The organism is Paraburkholderia kirstenboschensis (assembly GCF_032806925.1).
In the GTDB taxonomy this organism is placed as follows: Bacteria; Pseudomonadota; Gammaproteobacteria; order Burkholderiales; family Burkholderiaceae; genus Paraburkholderia; species Paraburkholderia kirstenboschensis.
This window is the reverse complement of sequence record NZ_CP136511.1, coordinates 167,774-189,273: the sequence shown is the minus strand read 5'-3', so window position 1 is coordinate 189,273 and position 21,500 is coordinate 167,774. Positions and strand designations below refer to the sequence as shown.

The window sequence follows — 21,500 nt, the reverse complement described above, 5'->3', positions numbered from 1 at the left end:
CTAGCGTGTCGTCACCAGCGCGTCGACGGCACCGATACCTTGGCCGACCGGTTTGACGATGACCGGGTTGATCTCGAACTCGAGCACCTCCGGCGTTGCCACGAACATATCGCCGAATCGCACTGCGGCTCGGACGAGCGCGTCCACGTCCGCAGCCGGTTTGCCGCGGAACCCTTGCAGCAAGGTCCAGAGCTTGAGCCTTTGCAACGCCGCCAGCACCTGGTCCGCGGAAACCGGTAGCGCGAGGTGCGCAACGTCTCGATACAACTCCACCGCCACGCCGCCCGAGCCGATTGAGATGACTGGACCGAAGTCCGTCTGACGAAGACAGGACAGAACGATTTCGACGCCGTCGCCAAGCATCTCCTGTACTAGGACTCCCATGTCCGGCTTGTCGAGCCGCTCGCGAAACTCCGCGGCAATTGCATCGACTTCACCGGCAGAGCGCACGCGCAGGCGGACGAGCCCCATTTCTGTCTTGTGCTCGCACTCGGACGGAAGCACCTTCACCACTAGGGGATACGACAGATGCGCGCACGCCGTTGCGGCCGACTCGCCCGCGCCAAGCACAATCCATTTTGCGGGCGTGATTCCGCTCTCCTCGCAATAGCACATCGTCTCCGACCAGTCTTGCGGTGCAGCGCGTTCTGCCAATGGCTCACGTACTGGCGACAGCGGCAGTTCGTGCATGCGTTTGCGCTCGTATAGCAGCGACAAAGCGCTCATCGCAAGAGAGGGGTCAGCGGTAATGAGGACGCCGGCTTCCCGCAAATCCTGGCGAGTCGCCAGGTCAGGCAACTCGCCAATGAAGCTAACCACCAACGGTACGTTCCGCGCGACTGTCTTGAAGACCTCCCCGTTCCGCTCCAGATAACGGCGACCGCTGCTGGCAAATTGCACGATCATCGCCTCGGTTCGGGGATCTGCCTCGATGGCCTCGGAGGTGTCTTTGAACAGGTTCGGCATACTATTGATCTGCCCCGTCAGGTCCACGGGATTGGCTTTACGTGCAAAGTCCGGAAGAATTCCTTGCAGCTTCGAAGCCGTATCCTCACTGAACTCCGCCATGGGAATGCCGTACTCGCTACTGTGATCGGCAAGCAGTGCGCCTGCGCCGCCCGACGAGCTCATAACAGAAGCGCCGCCTTTCGGATCGCCGCTGACCCGCGGATGTGGCAGATAGGCCAGCACTTCGACCGCTGCCAAAGCGTCGATCAAACTGTCTACGGCGATGATCCCCGCCTGTTCAAACACGTCGGCGTAGACCGCATGCGACGAGGCGATCTTGCCGGTGTGCGACGCCGTGGCCTGTTGACCGACGGCCGACCGCCCCGCCTTCAATGCAACGATCTGCACGTCACGTTCCCGCGCGCGCTCGGCAATGCGCACTATCCGGCCAGCATCGTCCAGGCCCTCTATATATAACGCCACCACCCGTACGTCGTCCTGTTCGATCAGGCTGGCCAATACATCGAGCGCATCCAGGCACGTCTCGTTGCCCACGCTGATGATGTACGAGCAACCGACTCCGTTGTTCTGCAGATAATTCCCGATCGCACCCGCGAGTGCGCCACTCTGACTGACCACAGCGATCGGAGCGTGCTTGAGCGTCTCCTGTCCGAGCGCCGCCGGGCTGAATGTCAACATGCTCCGATGCTGTACCGACCAGACGCCCTGGCAGTTCGCGCCCAGCACGGCGACGTTGTGCAGCCGCGCAGCTTCCGCCAAAAGGCGAGCGTGCTCCTTGCCGCCTTCGGTTTCCTCGAAGCCCGAACTGAAAACGATGGCCGCGCCGATTCCCTTGGCGCCACATTCCTCAATCACCCCAGGCACCGTTTGAGCGGGCGTAATGACAAGTGCGACATCTGGCACTTCGGGCAGCGCGCCCACCGATGGATAGGCCTTCAACCCCTCCACTTCCGGATGACTCGGACTGACGGGATAGACGTTCCCAGTGAAGCCATGCTTTAGCAGCACTCGCACCATCGTGTTGCGCGGACTTCCGGGTTGCGGAGAAGCGCCTACGATGGCCACGCTGCGCGGTTGGATCAGCTTGTCGAACCAGTTCTTGTCGATCATGTCTCTAGTGTGTAGCGGGCTGCCTGCCCTGGTTGCGCTCGATGCTTCGCGGTCGTCGATCAGTTCTTCTGACATGACGTTTTCCTCACCGGGTGGCATTGAGTTGCGCGATCACATCGTCCTTGCGGATGTCCCGAAGTCCCGTCTTGCCGTGATGGCGGTCCGCCAGCTTGTAGCCCAGCGCGTCCTCCGCAATCAGGATCTTCTGCACATTCGCCGAGCCCTCGCCCGTGAAGAACATGTCCGCGTACGCGCGGTACCACGACACCCGGTATTCCTTCGCCAGTCCATAGCCACCGAATATCTGCACCGCCTTGTCCGCGCAAAACTTCGCCGTCTGCGAGGCGTGGTACTTCGCAATCGCCGCAAGCCGGTTCGACGGCTGGCTTTCGTCCATCGCGATCGCCGCCTTGTACACCAGCGCCCGGCTCGCCTCAATCGCCACCGCCATCTCCGCGATGTCCGACTGGATCATCTGGAACCGACCGATCGGCTGGCCCCGCAATGTGCGCTCGTTGGCATAGCGCACCGCATCCTCGAAGCACGCGCGCGCCACTCCCAGCGCCTTGGCCGCCACCCCCACACGCCCCGGCTGCAGCGTGCGCATGATGATCTTGAAGCCCTCGCCCTCCTCGCCCAGACGGTCCTCCACCGGCACCACGAAATCGTCCAGATACACCACGTTCGTGCGCAATGCGGTGGACAGGCCCATTGTCTCGATCGGCTGGGCCGTCCAGCCCGGATACTTCTTCGGCTGCACGATGAACGCGCTCACGCCCTTCGCACCCGCGGCGCGGTCCGTCTTTGCGAACAGCACGCCCACGTCCGTTTCGTTGGCAATCGACGCCCACATCTTCTGGCCACTGATGCGGTACACGTCGCCATCGCGCCGCGCAAACGTCTGCATGTTGCCCGCCGCATCCGAGCCGCCGCCCGACTCGGTCAGCGACATCATTCCGATCGTCACGCCCGCCAGCAGGTTCGGCACATACTTCTGGATCTGCTCGGGTGTGCCGCCGAAGTAGATGCAGCTCGGGCAGGTCGAGCCCTGCTGGTTGTTACATGAGGCAAAGCGCACGTCGATACGGCACATCTCTTCCTGGATTACCGCCGCGGCCAGATAGCCCATGTTGCTGCCGCCCACCGATTCCGGAAACACCGCGCCGTACAGGCCTGCCGCACCCGCTTTCCTGATCAGCTCGCGCGGAAACTCGCGGCGCTGCTCATAGCCTTCCATCACCGGTACGACCTCGGTCTCCATGAATCGATTGACCATGTCGCGTACCGCTTCAATCTCCTCGGACATTGCTGGATCCACCACTTTCTCCTTTGCTGTTCAGGGACGCCGTGCGCTTCATGTCTTGCATCGGCACCGCGTCATGTGCGGCTATCAATCTGCAACATGTATGCCATCCAAAGCGAGCCAAAAGAAACCGGTGCGAGGCCTGCGTTTTCTGTCACGAGCATGTTCGAATCAGGACGTGTCAACAGACGAGATGTCCGTTTGGAGGACGAATGAAGCAATCGAGTGTGTGCAGGGCGGACATTCCACGCTGCGTTGCGCAGGCGGGCGATAACCCGCTGCTTAATGGCATAGGACTTGCCCTGACTGGCAGCTGGAAAAAAACGTCCTCTGTCCCAGACCATGACCGATACCGATACTGTTTGTCTGCCTGCGCCGCCCGAAGGCGCCACCCTGAACCTGCTCGACGGCGTGCGCGTGCTCGACCTGACCACCTCCGTGTCCGGGCCCTACACCACGCTGCTGCTTGCTGATCTGGGCGCCACGGTCGTGAAGATCGAACCGCCCGGCCGCGGCGACGACGTGCGCGCCTGGGGGCCGCCGTTTCTCGATGGCGAATCGCTCTGGTTTCTGAGCATCAACCGTAACAAGCACAGCCTCACGCTTGACTACAGCAAGCCCGACGGTCTGGACGTGCTGCGCCGCATGGTCGCGTGCGCCGACGTGGTCGTGGTCAACAAGACTGCGGCAGTTCAGCGCAAGCTCGGCATCGACTTCGAGAGCCTGAGGCCGGTCAACGAACGCCTCGTTCATGCCTCCATCTCCGGCTTTGGCCTGCAGGGCGCACGCAGTGAGATGCCCAGCTACGACCTGATTGCCGAGGGCTACAGCGGCGTGATGGATCTCACCGGTGAGGCCGGCGGCGAGCCGCAGAAAGTGGGCACGCCCGCCGCCGACCTGCTCGCGGGCGCCGATGCGGCCCTCGCGGTGCTCGCCGCGCTTATCGACCGCAACCGCACCGGGCGCGGGCACTGCATCGACGTCTCGATGATCGAGAGCATGACGCGCTTCATGACCCCGCGCATCGTGCCGTACCTCGGCTCGGGCCAAGTGCCGCGGCGCTCGGGCGGACGCGACAGCGTAATCGCCGTCTATCAGGTGTTCCAGGCGGCCGATGCGCCGCTGACCATCGGGCTGGGCAACGACGGCATCTGGGGCCGGTTCTGGCGTGCGCTGGGCGAGCCGGAGGTGGCGCAGCGGGAATGCTACGCGGGCAACAGCGCGAGACGGCGTCTGCGTGAGGAGATCGTGGCAAAGATCCAGTCGGTCATCGGCACGCGCGAGCGCGACAACTGGCTGGAGCTATTCCGTGAAGCACGCATTCCGGCCGGGCCGATCAACCGGCTCGATGAGGTCGCCGGCGACGAGGAGCTACGTCGGCGCGGCTTCTTTTACGCGGTCGAACGAGGCGAGACCCGCATTCCGCAGGTGGGGCTGGGCATTCACGTGGACGGTAACGCGCACACCTATCGCAAGGCGCCACCTCGACTGGGTGAGGACAGCGAGAGCGTGCTGACAACCTGGCTCGACATGCCGGCCGACGAATATCAGCGCCTGCGCGATGACGGTGTGGTTTAGCCTGCCATTGCCGCAAAACAAACTGTATGCGTTGTGTCCTCGCACCGGACACTGTGGTCGTGCAGAAAACAAACTTCAGTGCCAAGGCCGGCGCTATAGCAGGACGCCGTGTGGCATATGACTTGCCTAGGTACGAGACCCTGAATAAAAGACCTGTCGAAATAAACGGAGGAGACATGCAACCAACCATGTGTCATCAGCTCGTGCCAGCGCTGGGCACCTCGGCCTACACCCGTTCACCGCATTGGGAGGCCATGTGACAGCCGTGCGCAATCCGCACAAGGACGTCCTGGGAGGTACTCTGGTTGCAGGATTCGGCGTCGCAGTGGCGGTGCATTCGCTATCGGCGTTTGCTATCGGCACGCTCAGTCAGATGGGGCCAGGCTTTTTTCCTCTCGCCCTCGGCGTCATTCTGATACTTTCAGGTCTTGCGGTCGCGATCAAAGGACTATCAGCGCCCAAAGCCGGTAGGGGAGCGGCGCGGCATCCAGTCGAATGGCGAGCGTGGTTCCTGATTTGCCTGGGCATTGCATCGTTCGTCGCACTTGCGAAGTACGCAGGCATGGTGCCGGCCACATTTTCAATTGTGTTCATTTCCGCGTTGGGCGATCGGAAGAACAACTGGCGCAATGCAGCCATTCTCGCACTCGCCATGGCGTTCGTGAGCGTGGTGGTGTTCTGGTGGGCGCTACAGATCCAGTTGCCGTTGTTCAGATGGGGGTATGCATGATCGGGCAAACACTTCACGACCTATGGTTTGGCTTCAGCATCGCGCTGATGCCGCACAACCTCATGTGGTCTTTGTTCGGCGTGCTGATCGGCAACCTCATCGGCGTGCTGCCCGGCATGGGCGCGCTCTCCGCAATAGCGATGCTCTTGCCGCTAACCTACACGATGCATGCGGTTCCGGCGCTTCTTATGCTCGCCGGCATCTTTTACGGCTCGCAATACGGCGGCGCAATCGGTGCGATCCTGCTGAATCTGCCCTCGCATCCGCCTCATGCGGTAACCTGCATCGACGGCTACCCGCTAACCTTGAAGGGCAAAGGCGGGACCGCGCTCGGAATTACGATGATTTCGTCGTTCTTTGCGGCTTCGGTCGGCATTGTCGTCATGATTGTCGCGTCACCGCTTCTCGTAAAGATAGCGTTCAAATTCGGGCCCGCAGAAATCTTCTCAATCATGCTGCTGGGCTTGCTGGCCGGATCGACAATGTCGCGAGGCTCGCCGCTGAAGGGCATTGCAATGACGACCTTCGGATTGCTGCTCGGCATCGTGGGAACGGACGTGAACAGCGGAGTCGAACGCTTCACTCTGGGCTTCGTCGAACTGTCCGACAAGGTTGAACTGGTGGCGCTGGCAATGGGTCTGTTCGGCGTCGCGGACTTTTTGCGCAATGTCAACCGTGTGCAGTCGATCGGCAAGCGGGCGAAGGTTCGCTTACGCGACATGCGCCCGACATGGAGCGAACTAAAGCAGTCGTTCATGCCGATGGTGCGAGGCACGTTCGTCGGTACGTTGTTCGGCGCCATCCCCGGCACGGGTCCGACTATCACGACCTTTATCGCCTACGCGCTTGAACGCAAGATTTCTCGTCACCCGGAGCGCTTTGGCCAGGGGGCGATAGAGGGCGTGGCGAGCCCAGAGGCGTCCACGCACGCGAAAACCCAGGTAGATTTCATTCCGACGATGAGTCTCGGCATTCCCGGTGACGCCGTGATGGCCCTGCTGCTAGGCGCACTGCTGATTCAGGGCTACCAGCCGGGGCCGCAACTTGTCACCGAGCATGCAGATCTTTTCTGGGGGCTCGTTGCGAGCTTCTGGGTGGGCAATGTGCTGCTACTTATTCTTAACGTACCCATGATCGGAATCTGGGTAAAAGTTCTGCAGGTGCCGTATCGCTATATGTATCCGTCTGCTCTTTTCTTCATTGCAGTGGGCGTATATAGCACCAACAACAACCTCTTCGAGGTAATGGAGGTGCTTGTGTTCGGAATAGTCGGCGCGATCTTGCTGGCGCTTGATTTTCCAGTGGCGACCATCCTGCTGGGTTATGTGCTGGGGCCGATGGTGGAAGAGAACTTCCGCCGCGCGTTACTGCTCTCTCGCGGCGATATGAGCATATTCATTCAGAGGCCCATCAGCGCTGGTTTCATAGTTGTTTGCGCTGTCATGATTGGCGCGCAGATATTCTTCGGCTTGCGTGCGAACACACGAAACCGCCGCCTGCTGGACGTTGATTTGCCGGCGATCGGAGAACCCGCAACCACTGACGAGTGAAGGAGCGTTGAGAAACTAGGCTCACGGTCGTCGGTTACCGATGACCGCTGATTCGGCAACATTGACTCTTCTGAAGAAAACGGCACGCCTCTCGCTCGAAAGGCATGCCGTGAACTCACAACCGGTTGAACCGTTCGGGTCGCCAGGCGCTCAGGAAGCGACATACTTCAACCAGCGACCTCCGTCCACGATGAGGTTTTCTCCTGTAACGTACGCGCCCAGTCCTGATGCAAGAAAGACCGCTGCATTGGCGATATCTTCTTTGCGACCGAATCTGCCAAGCGCGGTCTTTTTTTCCTCGAGATGGCCGCGTCCTGTTTCTATATACATCCGTTGCACGCCCTCAGTGTCGCCGATAGGGCCGGGCGATATCGTATTGACGCGAATGTCGTCGCCACCCCATTCCACTGCGAGCGTGCGAGACAGCGATAGAATGCCGCCTTTCGCCGCCGCCGCATGCGCCGCCTGAGGCCATCCCGTAACGCCAAGCATTGTGATGATGCTGATGATCGAAGCGCCCTGCCTGGATTGCTTGAGGTGCGGATAGGCGGCGTGACAGCAATGAAATGTCCCATTGAGGTCAATGTCGATGACCGTTTGCCAGCCTCGCGGTGACAGTTCCGCTGTCGGGCAGACAAAATTGCCCGCCGCGTTGTTCAGGAGAATATCGAGCGAGCCGAACGACTCGACGGTGGCGTCGACAGCAGCCTTCACATCGTCGTAGTTGCGCACGTCCGCCTTGCGAGCGCCCGCCACGCCGCCCGCTTCCGTGAGCGCCTTCGCCGCGGCCTGCACGCGTTCTTCGTTGCGTCCGACGAGCATTACCGACGCGCCGAGCTTCGCATACGCCGTCGCGATCTCAAGCCCGATACCCGTTCCCCCGCCCGTGATAAGCGCGGTGCGCCCTTTCAGTGTGTCATTCGCAAACATCAAGTCATCTCCGTTGGTTCCATCGTCGTCCGGCGGTCTGCAGCAACCCACCAGCCCAACCGTGAGCAAGGCAAGGTCCATGCCGGAATTTGCCCATCGGATATTGCGGCGTGATCGGTTGCCGAAGGTGGGAAGCCACCGCGGGGTGGTCGAAGGCAATGTCAAAGCCGCCCTCTACGGTGAACGCACGTGTGTTCCCGCTACGGACGAATCTGTCCGCCAGAGAGACAAAAACGACATGGCTTGCAACGTCATGCCGGGTTTCTGTTTTGGCATGGCAGTTGCATTCGCCACTGACCGTCAATCAAGAACCGTACAGGAGCGCTCAATGACAAAGCAGCTGGTGAGTACGACGACCGAAGGTCCCGTGCTTGTGATCCGACTCTGCAGCCCGGAGAATCGCAATTCCCTCACAACCGAGTTGAGGGAACAACTCGGCGATGCTGTCGAACAGGCCGAGCGCGACCGCTCGGTGCGCTCGGTGTTCCTCACGGCAGAGGGCCCCACCTTCTGTTCTGGGGGCGATCTGAAGATGTTACAGACGGCGAGCGACCCTTGGCCCGTGCACCGCCGCTTCCGCAGTTTGAGCCGCTGGCTGACGCCGTTGATCACGCTCGATAAACCGGTAGTCATCGGCGTGCGTGGCGCAGCGGTAGGAGGCGGCCTTGGGCTCGCGCTCACGGGCGACATGCTGATCGCAGGCGAAAGCGCGAAATTCATCTCGGGCTTCTTCAAACTCGGTGCGCTGCCCGACATCGGCACGATGTATCACCTGCCTCGGTTGATCGGCATGGCTCGAGCGAAGAATTTCCTGTTCGGCGGCGCGACCATGTCGGCGAAAGAAGCGCTGGAACTCGGCATGGTCGCCAAGGTGGTGGCGGATGATCAGGTGGAAAACGCGAGCCTCGCAGAGGCCACACGCCTTGCCGAGGGACCCTCCGAAGTCATGGGGCTCGCCAAATCGTTGATGGCGCGCAGCTACGAAACATCACTGCATGAAATGTTTGCGTATGAGGGTCTCGGGCAGGCACTTGCCATGTCGAGCGCGGAGTTCCGCGAAGGCCTGAGCGCGGCATTGGAAAGGCGGCCGGCTGACTTCGCCGGCGCATCCAGAGAGGGTCGATGAACCTGTCAGGTTGAGTGTGAGCAGGCGACGGCGAACAGGCCGTCCCTGCGACGACCCATGAAACTCTGTGACTCGACGAATCGAGTCTCGCATCGCTCAGTTGACGAGGCCCATTTGCCCAAGTCGCTTGTAGAGATACGACCTGGATATGCCGAGGCTCGATGCGACACGCTTCTTGTTACCGTCGTATTGCGCCATCGCCGTACGGATAAGCTGCTCTTCGACCTGCTCGACCGCACTGCTCACGCTAACGGACTCACCCATCGCTGGCTGTGACGTTCTGCGTTCCGGGTTGAGGTAGGAGCGAGCCGACATCAGCATCGGCGGCTCCGCCCCGGCCGATTCGATCTGCCCGAAGTCCGCCGCGGTGATGAAATCGGATTCGCTGAAGATCGCCGCTCGTTCGACGGTGTGCATGAGCTGGCGCACGTTGCCGGGCCACGATTGCCCTTTGAGGAATTCAATTGCTTGAGCTGACATCTCTTTCGGCTGTTGCCCATGCCGTTCAGCGAAGTTTTTGAGCGCGAGGTCCGCAAGCAGAGGAATATCGTCGAGACGTTCACGCAGGGCAGGCAAGCGTATGACCACCGCGCCGATCCGGTAGAACAGGTCCAGCCGGAAGGTCCCCTCGTCGATCATGGCTTCGAAGTTCCGGTTGCTCGCGCTAATCAGACGGAAGTTAGAATTGCGCGGCTCGTTACTCCCAACGCGCTGAAACGAGCCATCCTGCAAAACACGTAACAGCTTCACCTGTACCTCAGCGGGCATGTCGCCCACCTCATCGAAAAACAGGCTGCCTCGGTCCGCCTGTTCGATCTGGCCTTTTCTTCCCTTTCGTTCAGCGCCTGTAAATGAGCCGCCTTCGTAACCGAACAGTTCACTTTCAACCAGCGTCGCCGGCAGTGCCGCCGCGTTGACCATCACCAGATTCGCATCACGTCTGACACTCAGCTTGTGTATCGCGTGTGCGGCCAGTTCCTTACCGGTGCCGCTTTCGCCGGTCAGGAGCACAGGAACGTCGAGCGGCGCCACCTTGATGATCTGCTGTTTGAGCCGCTGCATCGCGAGGCTGTCGCCGACGATCTGGTCGAGCCCATAGCTCCGGCTCTTGAGATCCTTGAGCTCGCGCCGGTAATACGCGACCTCCGACTTAAGCTTGGCAAGCTCGTTCGAGAACGCCTGTAATTGCTCTGGACCCTTGAACATCACCTGCCCGATGGCGCCCACCGTGTCGCCGCGCGCGTTCATGATCGGGTGTCGCGTCACGACACGAGTCACGCCGCGCATTTCCTGCAGCGAACCGATCTCCGACTTGCCCGATTCCGCGACCTTATGCAGATGCGTGTTCTCGATTACCTCGGTGACGTGGCGGCCAATGCCGCTACCCGCTTTCATGCCGAAAAACCGTTCGTGAACGGGACTCATGTAGCACAACGTGCCCGCCCGATCGACGACAGTCAGCGCTTCAAACGGGTTGGTGAGAAAGTGCGCAAGGATGTCGCTGGCGAAGTCCACTGTGCTGACGAACTCGAAGAGCGAGTCGCGCCCCTCTCGAACCATTGCGACCAAAATCGTGACATCGGTTTCTGGCAAAACGACGACCACGACCGGCGATGCGTCGGGGCCTTCTACCGAAAAGAGCACACGCTGACGTCGCCTCGCCTCGTGCCATCCGGACACAATGCGCGTCGCCATCTCTCGTTGCTCTGCTATGCCACTGGCAACCAGCTCCTTGCCATCTGCAGCCAAAATCAACACGCCGCGCAAAGTCGATGCGAGCGGCCGTGGTCGAACTAATTCAACTGTCTCCATGATTCCGTGTCTCCGTCGCGAGCATCGGTGTGTTTTGCTGTTGAGTCTGTACTCGCCGTGGACACAAGCGTATCACTGTGGCTGCGCGGCATTACCTATCGCCCACTGATTTCACCTATACCCGAGGTTCATGAATAGCGCCCGATGGCGGCCCCACGCGTCGTCTAGTGGCAGGCGCCCGACGTATGCATCGGATGGATATATACCAAAAACCAGGGTAATCCTCCCCGCCTTGACTGGATGCGCGATTGGCATAGGACTTGCAGAACTTTCTTCATCGTGGGAGCCGCGACGACGTTTATACCCCCCGAGCCGATTGCATCCGGCGAACGTGGTGCGCGGACCATTTCAACGGAGGAGGAAACCCATGCAGTTCGAAGAAATCATTTATCAGGAAGACGGCCCGATCGGGACCATCACACTTAATCGTCCGAACGACGGCAACATGTTCACGGCGCGCATGTGTCATGAGATTCGCGATTGCATCAACGAGATTCGCCGGGAAACGCGCACACGCGTAATCGTTATTACAGGTGCAGGGGAAAAGTTTTTCTGCACGGGGGGACGCAAGGACGGGATGGAAGACTCGCTGCTGTATGCGGGCGTGCTGCCGACCCTTGAGATGTACGAGAGCATCGACCGTTTGCAGAAGCCTGTGATCGCGTCGGTCAATGGTTTTGCCGTTGGTGGGGGCAACGTCCTCCAGGTAGTTTGCGACATCACTATCGCAAAGGAAAGCGCGGTATTCAGGCAAGTCGGCCCAATGGTGGGCAGCTTCGACGCCGGATACGGCACCTGGTATCTCGAAGACCTTATCGGGAAGAAGCGAGCAAAGGAAATGTGGTACCGCAATCCGAAACTAACCGCTCGGGAAGCGCAGGAGTGGGGTCTTATCAATCACGTCGTACCGGACGCCGATTTGCAAGATGCAACCCGCAATCTCGCGCTTGAGATTGCCGATCGCGGCGCGTTTGCCCTTGCCTCCATCAAGGCCGCGTTCAATGCAAAGCACGGTGGTGTAAGCGGTCTTTCGCGCATGGCGCATGACCTTCTTCTGCGCGGTTACCTGGAGACGGACGAACACGATGAACTCGCCTCGGCATTCGCCGCGCGCCGCAGTCCGGACGCCACCCGCTTCGGCCGTTGAATCTTGAGACTTGCGGAGTTTGTACCATGTCCCACCTCCTAACCCTGCACGATCCGGCGGACGATCGACGCCACTATCTCACCGGCATATGGCAAACCGACACGCTTTACTCACTGGCGAGACGCCATGCGACGGAGCGCGGCAGTGCGTTTGCCGTGCGTGACGCTACCCGGCGCATGACGTGGAGCGCAATCGTCGCATGGGCCGATGCCGTCGCCGCCGACCTTCACGATAGCGGCTTGCGCAGCGGTGACCGCGTTTCAATCTGGCTACCGAATCGGCTTGAGACCGTGGTGATCATGCTCGCTTGTTCGCGCAACGGCTACGTATGCAATCCCTCGCTGCATCAGAACTACACAGTCGCCGAAATCGTCGCGATGCTTGGCCGCATCGATTGCCGAGCCCTTTTTGCTCAGCCAGGCTGGGGGGCGGACGCAGAGGTCGCCAATATTTTCGCACGCGCGTCCGACCTCCCACACGTAAAACGGCTCTACTCGCTGCCGCCGTTGGACGCGCAAGACGCCCAGTTGCCCGACGGCGTCCAGCGAATGCCGTATCCCGGGCAGGTTTCACGCATCCCGCTTCCCCCCGCCAGCACGAACCCCGATCAGGTCGTCTATCTGGCTTTCACGAGCGGGACCACCGGCACGCCCAAAGGGGTCATGCACAGCGACAACACCTTGCTGGCCAACGGCCGTGCGCTGGTTGAGGACTGGTCGCAGGATCACGACACGGTGCTGCTGACCTTGAGTCCGATGAGCCATCACGTTGCGACCGTGGCCGTCGAGCAAACGCTCGTGGCGGGTTGCGAGCTCGTCATGTACGATCCTTCGGCTGGCGTGAGCGCGCTGGACTGGATCGAGAGCACGGGCGCGACGTATGTGATGGGGGTGCCCACGCACGCGATGGATTTGCTACGCGAGGTCGATCGGCGCGGCGTTACGCGTCTCGGCTCAGTAAAGATGTTCTACATGGCAGGCAGTCTCATTCCTACCGAGACGGCGCGCAAGCTCCTTTCGCTAGGCGCGAAACCGCAAAACGTCTACGGCATGACGGAGAACGGTTCACACCAGTACACACGGCCCACCGACACCGTGGAAACTATCACCAGCACCTGCGGCAGGTCGTGCTCGGGCTATGAAATCCGTTTGTGGCAACCTGAAAATCCTGACCTGGAAGCGGCCCCTGGCGAGGTGGGGGAGATCGGCGGGCGCGGTGGTGTACTGATGCTCGGTTACTTCAACAATCAGGCAGCGACTGAGTCGTCATTCAACAGCAGCGGGTGGTTTATGAGCGGCGACTTGGGACGCTTCGACAGCGCCGGGAACCTCGAGATCGTTGGACGCAAGAAGGATCTGATCATTCGCGGCGGACATAACATCCATCCGAGCCATATCGAGGAGTATGCGCATCGTCATCCGGGCATCAAGAAAGCCGCCGCGTTCGGCGTGCCGGACGAGCGACTTGGCGAGAAGGTTTGCCTTGCAATCGTCTGTGACAGCGTTGCGCCGACCGCGGAGGAAGTTTTGCAACACCTTGCGAGTGAAGGTCTCTCGAAGTTCGACATGCCTGAATATTTCGTCACCCTCTCGACGTTCCCCATGACCGCCAGTGGCAAGATTTTGAAACGCGAGCTGACACTGCAGGTCGAGAAAGGCGAACTCAACCCACAGCCGGTGCGGTATCGAGCGGCCTGAGGTGAACGGAAAAAAAGCGGCTGCAAGGCGGTCAATTGAACACATAGTCTGGAGTAGTGTGAATGAATCGGGATTGCATAGTCGTAACCGGGGCGAGCCGAGGCATCGGCGCGGCAATAGCGTTCACGCTTGCTGCACAAGGTCACCATGTCGTTTGCCTTTCCCGCTCTGGGTCGCTGCCGTCATACCCGACGGCCGATCCGGGCACGGCCGAGCGCTGGGTCGCGCGCAAAGCCGACGTCACCGAGCCGGAAGCGCTTTCGGCCGTGTTTCGCGAATTAAGCGGCGAAGGCTGGCGTATCACGGGACTTGTGAACAATGCCGGCGTTCACGTCGATGCGCCGTCGGCCGAATTGCCGCTCGACCAGTGGCGCCATGTGATGGATATGAATGCGACGGCGGTCGTGATGGCCTGCCAGGCGGTCTACCCTCACCTGATCGAAAATGGCGGCGGTTTGATCGTCAATATCGGCTCGTTCTTCGACAAGCTGGGGGTAAAGCGCAATCTGGCTTACTGTGCCAGCAAGGCGGCCGTCGGCGCGATCACGCGTTGCCTCGCGGTCGAATGGGGTAGCAAGGGCATCCGGGTCATGAACGTGGCACCCGGATACATCCAGACAGACCTGAACGCGGACTCGATCAACGCTGGCCCGTTGAAGGCATACCTCGAAAAGCGCATTCCGCGCGGTCGGCCCGGCACAGCCGAAGAAGTTGGCGCACTCGTGACTTCTCTGTTCGTACCAGCTTGCGGCTTTCTGACCGGCGAAACTATCTATATCGACGGTGGACAGGGCGTGGCCCATTAGAACTCTGAGAGAGAAGCGCATTACCTGCGCTTCTCATCCCGCCAGCCGATCAATCCAGAACTTCGAAATCTATTAAGCGGGGCCGCGCTGACAGGCGTGCCCGGCTTTTCTCACACTCGAGCGGTCCGTTGCAACACCGTCTTTGTGATGGTGTAGGAATCTAGCGATTCGGGGCCACCCTCGCGGCCCATGCCACTTTCCTTTACACCGCCAAAAGGCGTTTCGGCCCCCGGACTACCGAAATGATTGATCGACAGCACGCCGCACTCGACCTCGCGGCTGATGCGCTCGGCGTCGTGCAGTGAGTTGGTAAATGCATAGGCGGACAGACCAACTGACAAACTGTTGGCCAAGGCGATACCCTGATCAAGGTCGCGCATCGGCACACAGAGTGCGAGTGGCCCGAAGGGCTCCTCGTGCATCGCTCTCGCGTTCAAAGGGACGTCAGCGATGACCGTGGGCGCAAAGAAGTAACCGCGGTCGCCAATACGGTGTCCGCCCGTGGCTACTCGCGCACCACAGTCCTTCGCGTCGAAGACGAGTGATTCTAGCGCGGCGAGTCGACGGCCGTTGGCGACAGGGCCCATTCGGACACCGGGTTCGAATCCATCGCCAACGCGCAGTTCGCCGGCGGCACCCGCGAACGCCGCGACAAATTCATCATAGACCTTCTCATGAACGATGAAGCGTGTCGGTGACGCGCAGATCTGCCCGGCCATGCGCATCTTGGACGCAGCTGCTAGCCGCCCCACGTTCGCGGCGTCGACGTCCTCTCCAATCAAGACGGGGGCGTGGCCGCCCAACTCCATGAGTACGGGCTTCATAGCTGCGGCGGCGAGTTGCGTCAGCTGTTTGCCGACCTGGACCGAGCCCGTGAGCGTGATCATTCGTATCACGGGCGACGCGATCAATGCGGACGAGATCTGCGCCGGATCACCGAACACGAGGTTCAGGACACCGGGCGGCAAGCCGGCATCGACGAAGCACTGGACGAATGCGCATGCACTAGCCGGTGTTTCCTCCGCTGCCTTGATGACAACCGAGCAACCTGCTGCGAGCGCAGCGCTGATCTTCCGCGAAGGCGAACTGATTGGCACGTTCCAGGGTGTGAAGGCCGCGACTGGTCCGATCGGTTGCCGCATCACAAGCCGCTGCATCTGCGGCTCGGCTGGGACGATGGTGCCGTATGTACGCAGGCATTGAGCCGCATCCCACTCGAGAAACGTACTCGCACGGTCAACCTCGCTTCGGGCATCCGCAATTGGTTTGCCTTGTTCGAGAGTGATAATGCGCGCAATCTGCTCGGCACGTTCGCGCAGCAGCGCCGTCGCTCTCAGCAGCAGTTCGGCTCGCTGTTGCGGTGGTGTATCCCGCCACATCAGAAAGCCTCGATGTGCGGCATCTAATGCCCGTGCGAGGTCTTCGCGTGTCGCGCCGGGCACCGGACCCAGTTGAGTTTCGTCGCTGGGATTGATTACTTGCTGACACGCGGGCCGATCGAATATCCATTCACCGTCGATGAAACAGCCGATTCGGGGATAAGCCTTTGCGGCGCCGCTCCTGTCTTCTTGTGTGCCTGACATCGGCATGACGTTGCTCCTGATTTTGCCTCGGTTTCAGTAGGGAAGCCGCGCGGAAGTCGCAGCAGGCTCGTGTCCGCTCCTTCTCTACGTTGCTGCGGCATCGCGCTGTTCGATCCGTGGATCGGGTTAATCGTCGACCATCGTCGACATAGTGAGCTCTTCCCAACGATCGAGTTCTTCGCTCACGGAACGCAGGTCGTCACGAATGAGCTGGATGCTGTCGATGCCTAACGGCAGGCGCAGCGGCGGCTGCTCTGCGTCGACAAGCCGGCACAATGCGGGGCCGAACTTGGCCGGGTCGCTTTGCTGCTTGCCGTGCCGCTCTTCGACATATTTTTCGATCATGTGATTGGTCTTTGCGTAGTCCGCGTCGTCGCTTGTCGCGCAGACCAGTGACGGCCCAGCGAAATCGCTACGGAACCCGCCTGGCTCGATAATGGTCACGTGAATGCCGAGGTGTCCGATTTCCTTGACAAGCGCTTCCGAGTAGCCCTCCACCGCAAACTTGGAAGCGCTATAGAAGGCGAACCCCGCGGACCCGACAAACCCCGCCTTGGAAGACAGATTGATGATGTGCCCCGCGCGTTGACGGCGCATGATCGGCAGCACAGCGCGCGTCATTTCGACGAGCCCGAAGAAGTTAATCTCGAACATGTTCCGATACTTGTCGGCAGGCGTCGATTCGGCGATCGCGAGCAATCCATAGCCCGCGTTATTGACCAGTACGTCGATTCGACCGAAGGCGCGTTCGGCCTGCGCAACCACTTCGTCGAAACGGGCGTGGTCGCGTGCGTCGAGGTGAAACGATCGCAGCGTGTCGGGGTATTGCGCGGCCAGATTGTGGCTCCCATCCGGTGCGAGCACCGTGACGATCACGCGGTCGCCTCGTTCCAGTGCGGCCTTCGCCGTGGCGTGGCCAAGGCCTTTGTCGGCGCCCGTGATCAGCCAGGTACGAGGTGATTGATTCGTCATTACATATCCTCCTTGTTGTTACCTATAGGTCAAACAGGGGCAACCGCTCGCCCCACATAAGGACTCTTGATTGACTGCGCTCTGTCACAGCGTGGTCTTGTCGATCAGTCAGCCTGGGCCGGTTGAGTCGAGCCGCGGCGACGGTAAAGGAGCGTCACCTCCATCTCCTGAACGACAGTTCCATCGTGGCGAACAAAGCGCCGCTGCATTCTCACCGAGCCGCGATCCGGCTTGCTCGATTCCTTGCGTTCCAAAACCTTCATTTCGGCATGCAAAGTGTCGCCGTGCTTGACGGGTGCTAGCATCCGCCAGCCATCGATCTGCAATAGCGCGAGCAGCGTGCCATCATTGATGCCACTCGCGTAAGTCAGGCCGCCCATGATTCCATAGACCAGCGGACCGTGAGCGATGGGCTCGCCGAACGGCGTGATCTTGCAGTACTCCCAGTTGGTATGAACCTCGTTGAAATCGCCTGTCAGACAAGCGAAGTTGACGATATCGGTCGAGGTGATCGTGCGTGCTGGAGTTTGCAAGACCATGCCGATCTCGAAGTCCTCCCAGAAAAGTCCTCTTCTGCCAGACGCCATTGCGCCGCTCCTTTTGATCGATGAAGATGACGCCTTGATGCAACCATCGTGCCGTCGCTTGCAAGCCTTGCTAGACGGCGCGAAGCAGCGCTTCAATCGTTGTTCGCGTCGGTCGTCGTGTCAGCCTCGACAACACAGTGTCTTCGTCGATGACAGACCCGCGCGATGAAGGTGCCGGCGTAGTTTGCCGGGCGTCTGGAGCTGAAGCGCTGCCGACTGGCCCGATCCTTGCTCGACAGAGCAATCAACGAATCGAGTCACACATTCAGGGGGGACTTATGCCGTTGTCAGCTGCCACGGCGCGCCGTGAGATTCATCATCGCGTAATTGACATGAAGGCCTACGAACGCGAGGACGGTCTCTTCGACGTCGAGGCGCATCTGGTCGATAGCAAGCCGTTCGCTTTCGAGCGCGCCGCCTCACCGGAGCCGATTCCACCAGGAGAGGCGCTACACGATCTGTGGGTGCGCATAACGATGGACGGCGACTGTGTCGTGCGCCGTATCGACGCGTCCTCGGATGTGACGCCCCATTCGATCTGCAAAGGGGCAGAGTCGAGCCTCGAGCTGATGGTCGGGGAGCGCATCGCGAGCGGATGGTCCTCCAGGGTTAAGCAGCGCTTGCATGGCTCCGTGAGTTGTACGCACCTCATGGAAATGCTGATCCCGCTAGCAACGACTGCCTTGCAAGGCTTGATGGGAATCAGGAAGAGTCCGGCCCGCTCGCTCGACGCGAATGGCGTTCCGCGTCAATTGAATAGCTGCTACGCGTACGAGGTGCATCGAGACGTCGTGAAATTTTTGTGGCCCGGGCATCATCGAGCGCCGGACGCGCCGCCGCAAGAATGAAGGGCCGTCGGTCATGCGCGGCGATGGTGCGCGGAAACTTCCCATCGCCGCGCAACAGCGACACCGTCACGCGTCGCGCTCGAACCTCGCTTCGCTGCTGCCCAGCGCGGGTGAATCACGCACATCGTCCGTTGCGCGGAATTCATCGGCAATCGGAACCGGCAATGCAGTCACCAACTCTCCGCCCGGCATCCGCACCTTTCGATCAAACAAGCCTCGCTGCACGAAGTGCGGGTCTTTCACTGCTTCTTCCATCCCGACAATACGCACCGTACAGACGTCGACCTGGGCGAAGCGTTCCACCCACACATCCGACGGCTGGCTTCCAATCAAGGCGGAAACTCGCTCTTTGACAGCCGGATCGAATCCATCTTCCTTTGCTAGTTCGGGCGCGCCGATGACGCGCGTAAAGTTTTGCCAGAACTTTTCTTCGAGCGGTGCGGCCGCTAGATAACGCCCGTCAGCCGCACGGTATATCTGGTAGCGCGCCGTGCCGCCCGTCACGAGTTCACCACCCGGTTTCGGCCACCCTTGTCCACACTCACCATTGCCGAGCGCCCAATACATAAACGTAAAGAGGTTGTCCGCCATCGAGATGTCGAGGCGACAGCCTTGCCCTGTTTGGTCCCTTTGCCTGAGCGCGAACAAGATGTTCATAATCGCCGGAAAGGCGCCCCCGGCGATGTCCGCAATTAGCGCGGGGGGCAGGACCGGCGCGCCGTCGCTGCCGGCGCAGAGCGCGAGCATGCCGCTCTCGGCCAGATAGTTGAGGTCATGCGCAGCAACGTCGGCCTTCGGCCCGGCTTGACCGTAGCCGGTGATGGAGCAATACACGAGGCGAGGATTGCGCGCGGCAAGTGTTTCGTAGCCGAGTCCCAATCGATTCATAACGCCGGGCCGGAACTGCTCGATCAGGACGTCGGCTTGCGCGATCAACGCAAGTGCCGACTCGCGCCCCTCGTCCGACTTGAGGTCGAGTACGACAGACCGCTTGCCCCGATTCAGCAATCCAAAGTTCACGCTGTCCGGACCGAGTTTCGGCACGTAGCTGCGCATCTCGTCGCCGCCAGCGGGGCGCTCAATCTTCACGACATCGGCGCCCGCCTCGGCCATGAGCAGTGTGCACATTGGGCCGGGCAGCAGGGTGCTCAGATCGACGACCTTGATACCCCACATTGGCAGCGTCATTGCGCGTTCTCCTTCGCGCGGCGGTATGCGACCTGGGCACGCCGTGCGGGAGCGTACGCTGTATCGCCGAGAGCTTCGTACAGGGCCTGTGTGACCTCGTAGTGGTGTTGCAATCCGGTACGCTCAAGAAGCGCGATCGGGCCTTCAGGGTAGCCGAGCCCCAGACGCAAGGTCATGTCGAGATCGGTCGCGCTAGCGAGCTTTTCGTCGAGCCGACGTAGCGCAGCGTTGTAATACGGTCGCACCAGGCGATCGACGATCCGTCCTGGAAAGTCGCCACACACTGCTACCATGAAGCCAGCGGCCTCGAATGCCGCCTTGGCCTGCTCAAGCGCGGCGGCATTGGCCTGCGCCGGCTTCACTAGTTCGATGAGATTGCTCGGCGAGGCATCACCGAGCTTGAAGCGAGCGAAGCCGAAGACGTTCGGCGCGGCCCCGCCCTTGAGATCGGCCTGAGCGCTGTCGGCGGTGTAGTCGGCGAGGCACTCATGACCGAGTTCGATGGCCACGAACGGAGCATGGCTCACTTTCCAGCTACTGTCCGCGTCGCCGACGAAGGTGCGTCCGGCATCGACACCTATGTAGACACGCGCCGCCGCGTCGTCGCGCGCGGCCTCGACGAAAGCATGGCCTTCCGGAAACGAGCGGCTTTCTCCCGCGCAAATGATGCGATATGTCATAGTCATGCTCCGAACATCTTCGTATTGTCGTATGCGTGGAATCCTTTGCCGGTCTTCTTGCCGAGGCGGCCCGCCGCGATCATCCGTTTGACGAGCGGCGGACAGGCGGCACGGGGCTCCTGGGTCAAGCCGTGCATGGCTTCGCACAACAGGCGTTGTGTGTCCATGCCGACGAGATCGAGAAGCTCCATCGGGCCCATCGGGTAGCCGAGCGCGGTCTTTATCGCACGGTCAATGTCGGCAGGCGCGGCCACGCCCTGCTCGACCAGCCGGATCGCATCGTTGTTGAACGGGATCAGGAAATAGTTGAGGATGAAGCCCGGTGTGTCCTGCGTGCGTACAGGCTTCTGGCCCAGCGCCTGAGCGAATAACCATGCGCGCTCGAAGGTTTCATCGCTGGTGTTGATGCCTGGCGACATTTCGATAAGTTTCATCAACTGTGCAGGCAGGCAGAAGTGCATCCCAACAAAGCGGTCTGCACGGCCGCTGCCGCCCGCGATCTCCGTAATCGAAATCGTCGAAGTGTTAGAGGCGAAGATGGTTTCAGGTGGGCACACCTTGTCGAGCGCGCTAAACAGTTGGTGCTTCACGCCAAGGTCTTCAAACACTGCCTCAATCAGCACACCGCAGTCGGCCAGTTCCTCGAGCCTGGTGGTGCCATGCCAGCGCGACATGATGTCGGGTACTGCATCTGGGGGAATCTTGCCCCGTTCTGCGGATTTCTTCAAAAAACTCTCGGTCTGCGCACGGGCCCGGTCAAGCGCCTCCTGCCGCGTGTCGTACACCCAGGTATCGAAGCCAGCTCGCGCGGCGACGATCGCGATTCCGCATCCCATCGTTCCGCTGCCGGCGACGCCGACTATCTTGATCTCTGCCATGTGCGT

Annotated in this window: 19 protein-coding genes; 9 read left to right on the top strand and 10 right to left on the bottom strand. The window is 60.7% G+C overall.

Features of this window, described 5'->3' with window-relative positions; genetic code table 11:
- Together RW095_RS00950 and RW095_RS00945 are read right to left on the bottom strand one after the other, a co-directional pair.
- A complete protein-coding gene (locus RW095_RS00950) occupies nucleotides 1–2,154 on the bottom strand; it encodes an acetate--CoA ligase family protein (RefSeq protein WP_317015906.1) in 2,154 nt (717 codons plus the stop codon).
- A gap of 10 nt (nucleotides 2,155–2,164) precedes the next feature.
- On the bottom strand, nucleotides 2,165–3,385 hold the full coding sequence (locus RW095_RS00945; RefSeq protein WP_317015855.1) for an acyl-CoA dehydrogenase family protein: 1,221 nt from the start codon (nucleotides 3,383–3,385) through the stop codon (nucleotides 2,165–2,167).
- Nucleotides 3,386–3,724: 339 nt separating this feature from the next.
- Here RW095_RS00945 and RW095_RS00940 point away from each other — a divergent pair, with 339 nt between their 5' ends.
- The 3 genes from RW095_RS00940 to RW095_RS00930 all read left to right on the top strand — a co-directional run bounded on the left by RW095_RS00940 (nucleotide 3,725) and on the right by RW095_RS00930 (nucleotide 7,240).
- The gene (locus tag RW095_RS00940; RefSeq protein ID WP_317015904.1) at nucleotides 3,725–4,960 is read left to right on the top strand and encodes a CaiB/BaiF CoA transferase family protein; all 1,236 of its coding nucleotides are present in this window, start codon (nucleotides 3,725–3,727) and stop codon (nucleotides 4,958–4,960) included.
- A 256-nt stretch (nucleotides 4,961–5,216) separates the two neighbouring features.
- Nucleotides 5,217–5,690 (top strand): tripartite tricarboxylate transporter TctB family protein, encoded by a 474-nt coding sequence (locus RW095_RS00935; protein ID WP_317015903.1) that lies wholly within the window; start codon nucleotides 5,217–5,219, stop codon nucleotides 5,688–5,690.
- Complete coding sequence (locus RW095_RS00930; protein ID WP_317015901.1) at nucleotides 5,687–7,240, top strand: tripartite tricarboxylate transporter permease; 1,554 nt, start codon at nucleotides 5,687–5,689, stop codon at nucleotides 7,238–7,240. Before RW095_RS00935 ends, RW095_RS00930 begins: the two co-directional genes overlap by 4 nt.
- A gap of 150 nt (nucleotides 7,241–7,390) precedes the next feature.
- Here the strand turns inward: RW095_RS00930 and RW095_RS00925 are convergent, their stop codons facing one another.
- Nucleotides 7,391–8,170, bottom strand: coding sequence for an SDR family oxidoreductase (locus RW095_RS00925; protein WP_317016679.1), 780 nt, complete (start codon nucleotides 8,168–8,170; stop codon nucleotides 7,391–7,393).
- Nucleotides 8,171–8,498: 328 nt separating this feature from the next.
- Between RW095_RS00925 and RW095_RS00920 the strand changes: the two genes are divergently transcribed.
- Nucleotides 8,499–9,296, top strand: a complete 798-nt coding sequence (locus RW095_RS00920; protein ID WP_317015900.1) for an enoyl-CoA hydratase/isomerase family protein — start codon at nucleotides 8,499–8,501, stop codon at nucleotides 9,294–9,296.
- Between the two features lie 96 nt (nucleotides 9,297–9,392).
- On the opposite strand, the gene RW095_RS00915 is transcribed toward RW095_RS00920, so the two are convergent.
- Nucleotides 9,393–10,544 carry a sigma-54 interaction domain-containing protein gene (locus RW095_RS00915; RefSeq protein ID WP_317015898.1) on the bottom strand — a complete coding sequence of 384 codons (1,152 nt, stop codon included), beginning with the start codon at nucleotides 10,542–10,544 and terminating at the stop codon, nucleotides 9,393–9,395.
- A gap of 84 nt (nucleotides 10,545–10,628) precedes the next feature.
- On the opposite strand from RW095_RS00915, the gene RW095_RS00910 reads away from it, so the two are divergent.
- From RW095_RS00910 to RW095_RS00895, 4 genes are all read left to right on the top strand, one after another.
- The gene (locus RW095_RS00910; protein ID WP_317015897.1) at nucleotides 10,629–11,093 is read left to right on the top strand and encodes a hypothetical protein; all 465 of its coding nucleotides are present in this window, start codon (nucleotides 10,629–10,631) and stop codon (nucleotides 11,091–11,093) included.
- Between the two features lie 382 nt (nucleotides 11,094–11,475).
- The gene (locus RW095_RS00905; protein WP_317015895.1) at nucleotides 11,476–12,255 is read left to right on the top strand and encodes an enoyl-CoA hydratase-related protein; all 780 of its coding nucleotides are present in this window, start codon (nucleotides 11,476–11,478) and stop codon (nucleotides 12,253–12,255) included.
- Nucleotides 12,256–12,281: 26 nt separating this feature from the next.
- Nucleotides 12,282–13,952 carry a class I adenylate-forming enzyme family protein gene (locus tag RW095_RS00900; RefSeq protein ID WP_317015894.1) on the top strand — a complete coding sequence of 557 codons (1,671 nt, stop codon included), beginning with the start codon at nucleotides 12,282–12,284 and terminating at the stop codon, nucleotides 13,950–13,952.
- A 62-nt stretch (nucleotides 13,953–14,014) separates the two neighbouring features.
- A complete protein-coding gene (locus RW095_RS00895; protein ID WP_317015892.1) occupies nucleotides 14,015–14,758 on the top strand; it encodes an SDR family NAD(P)-dependent oxidoreductase in 744 nt (247 codons plus the stop codon).
- 110 nt (nucleotides 14,759–14,868) lie between these two features.
- Here the strand turns inward: RW095_RS00895 and RW095_RS00890 are convergent, their stop codons facing one another.
- From RW095_RS00890 to RW095_RS00880, 3 genes are all read right to left on the bottom strand, one after another.
- Nucleotides 14,869–16,341: an NAD-dependent succinate-semialdehyde dehydrogenase gene (locus tag RW095_RS00890; RefSeq protein WP_317016677.1), complete on the bottom strand. Its 1,473-nt coding sequence runs from the start codon at nucleotides 16,339–16,341 to the stop codon at nucleotides 14,869–14,871.
- 126 nt (nucleotides 16,342–16,467) lie between these two features.
- The gene (locus RW095_RS00885; protein ID WP_317015891.1) at nucleotides 16,468–17,313 is read right to left on the bottom strand and encodes an oxidoreductase; all 846 of its coding nucleotides are present in this window, start codon (nucleotides 17,311–17,313) and stop codon (nucleotides 16,468–16,470) included.
- Nucleotides 17,314–17,417: 104 nt separating this feature from the next.
- The gene (locus RW095_RS00880) at nucleotides 17,418–17,900 is read right to left on the bottom strand and encodes a MaoC/PaaZ C-terminal domain-containing protein (RefSeq protein WP_317015889.1); all 483 of its coding nucleotides are present in this window, start codon (nucleotides 17,898–17,900) and stop codon (nucleotides 17,418–17,420) included.
- A 149-nt stretch (nucleotides 17,901–18,049) separates the two neighbouring features.
- Here RW095_RS00880 and RW095_RS00875 point away from each other — a divergent pair, with 149 nt between their 5' ends.
- Nucleotides 18,050–18,748 (top strand): DUF2889 domain-containing protein, encoded by a 699-nt coding sequence (locus tag RW095_RS00875; protein ID WP_317015888.1) that lies wholly within the window; start codon nucleotides 18,050–18,052, stop codon nucleotides 18,746–18,748.
- A gap of 66 nt (nucleotides 18,749–18,814) precedes the next feature.
- Here RW095_RS00875 and RW095_RS00870 read toward each other — a convergent pair whose 3' ends face one another.
- From RW095_RS00870 to RW095_RS00860, 3 genes are read right to left on the bottom strand one after another with little or no spacing between them, the layout of a single operon-like run.
- Complete coding sequence (locus tag RW095_RS00870) at nucleotides 18,815–19,936, bottom strand: CaiB/BaiF CoA transferase family protein (RefSeq protein WP_317015886.1); 1,122 nt, start codon at nucleotides 19,934–19,936, stop codon at nucleotides 18,815–18,817.
- Complete coding sequence (locus RW095_RS00865; protein ID WP_317015885.1) at nucleotides 19,933–20,616, bottom strand: 3-hydroxyacyl-CoA dehydrogenase family protein; 684 nt, start codon at nucleotides 20,614–20,616, stop codon at nucleotides 19,933–19,935. Before RW095_RS00865 ends, RW095_RS00870 begins: the two co-directional genes overlap by 4 nt.
- Before the next feature lie 2 nt (nucleotides 20,617–20,618).
- Nucleotides 20,619–21,494: a 3-hydroxyacyl-CoA dehydrogenase family protein gene (locus tag RW095_RS00860; protein ID WP_317015883.1), complete on the bottom strand. Its 876-nt coding sequence runs from the start codon at nucleotides 21,492–21,494 to the stop codon at nucleotides 20,619–20,621.
- Nucleotides 21,495–21,500 lie beyond the last annotated feature (6 nt).

Excerpts from the sequence above, each read along its gene's own strand:
- RW095_RS00945 (WP_317015855.1), bottom strand. The coding sequence starts at position 3,385 with ATGTCCGAGGAGATTGAAGCGGTACGCGACATGGTCAATCGATTCATG.
- RW095_RS00915 (WP_317015898.1), bottom strand. The coding sequence starts at position 10,544 with ATGAACGCGCGCGGCGACACGGTGGGCGCCATCGGGCAGGTGATGTTC.
- RW095_RS00875 (WP_317015888.1), top strand. The coding sequence starts at position 18,050 with ATGACAGACCCGCGCGATGAAGGTGCCGGCGTAGTTTGCCGGGCGTCT.
- RW095_RS00920 (WP_317015900.1), top strand. The coding sequence starts at position 8,499 with ATGACAAAGCAGCTGGTGAGTACGACGACCGAAGGTCCCGTGCTTGTG.
- RW095_RS00940 (WP_317015904.1), top strand. The coding sequence starts at position 3,725 with ATGACCGATACCGATACTGTTTGTCTGCCTGCGCCGCCCGAAGGCGCC.
- RW095_RS00910 (WP_317015897.1), top strand. The coding sequence starts at position 10,629 with ATGCAGATGCGTGTTCTCGATTACCTCGGTGACGTGGCGGCCAATGCC.
- RW095_RS00880 (WP_317015889.1), bottom strand. The coding sequence starts at position 17,900 with ATGGCGTCTGGCAGAAGAGGACTTTTCTGGGAGGACTTCGAGATCGGC.
- RW095_RS00905 (WP_317015895.1), top strand. The coding sequence starts at position 11,476 with ATGCAGTTCGAAGAAATCATTTATCAGGAAGACGGCCCGATCGGGACC.
- RW095_RS00895 (WP_317015892.1), top strand. The coding sequence starts at position 14,015 with ATGAATCGGGATTGCATAGTCGTAACCGGGGCGAGCCGAGGCATCGGC.
- RW095_RS00925 (WP_317016679.1), bottom strand. The coding sequence starts at position 8,170 with ATGTTTGCGAATGACACACTGAAAGGGCGCACCGCGCTTATCACGGGC.
- RW095_RS00890 (WP_317016677.1), bottom strand. The coding sequence starts at position 16,341 with ATGTCAGGCACACAAGAAGACAGGAGCGGCGCCGCAAAGGCTTATCCC.
- RW095_RS00950 (WP_317015906.1), bottom strand. The coding sequence starts at position 2,154 with ATGTCAGAAGAACTGATCGACGACCGCGAAGCATCGAGCGCAACCAGG.
- RW095_RS00885 (WP_317015891.1), bottom strand. The coding sequence starts at position 17,313 with ATGACGAATCAATCACCTCGTACCTGGCTGATCACGGGCGCCGACAAA.
- RW095_RS00900 (WP_317015894.1), top strand. The coding sequence starts at position 12,282 with ATGTCCCACCTCCTAACCCTGCACGATCCGGCGGACGATCGACGCCAC.
- RW095_RS00870 (WP_317015886.1), bottom strand. The coding sequence starts at position 19,936 with ATGACGCTGCCAATGTGGGGTATCAAGGTCGTCGATCTGAGCACCCTG.
- RW095_RS00860 (WP_317015883.1), bottom strand. The coding sequence starts at position 21,494 with ATGGCAGAGATCAAGATAGTCGGCGTCGCCGGCAGCGGAACGATGGGA.
- RW095_RS00930 (WP_317015901.1), top strand. The coding sequence starts at position 5,687 with ATGATCGGGCAAACACTTCACGACCTATGGTTTGGCTTCAGCATCGCG.
- RW095_RS00865 (WP_317015885.1), bottom strand. The coding sequence starts at position 20,616 with ATGACATATCGCATCATTTGCGCGGGAGAAAGCCGCTCGTTTCCGGAA.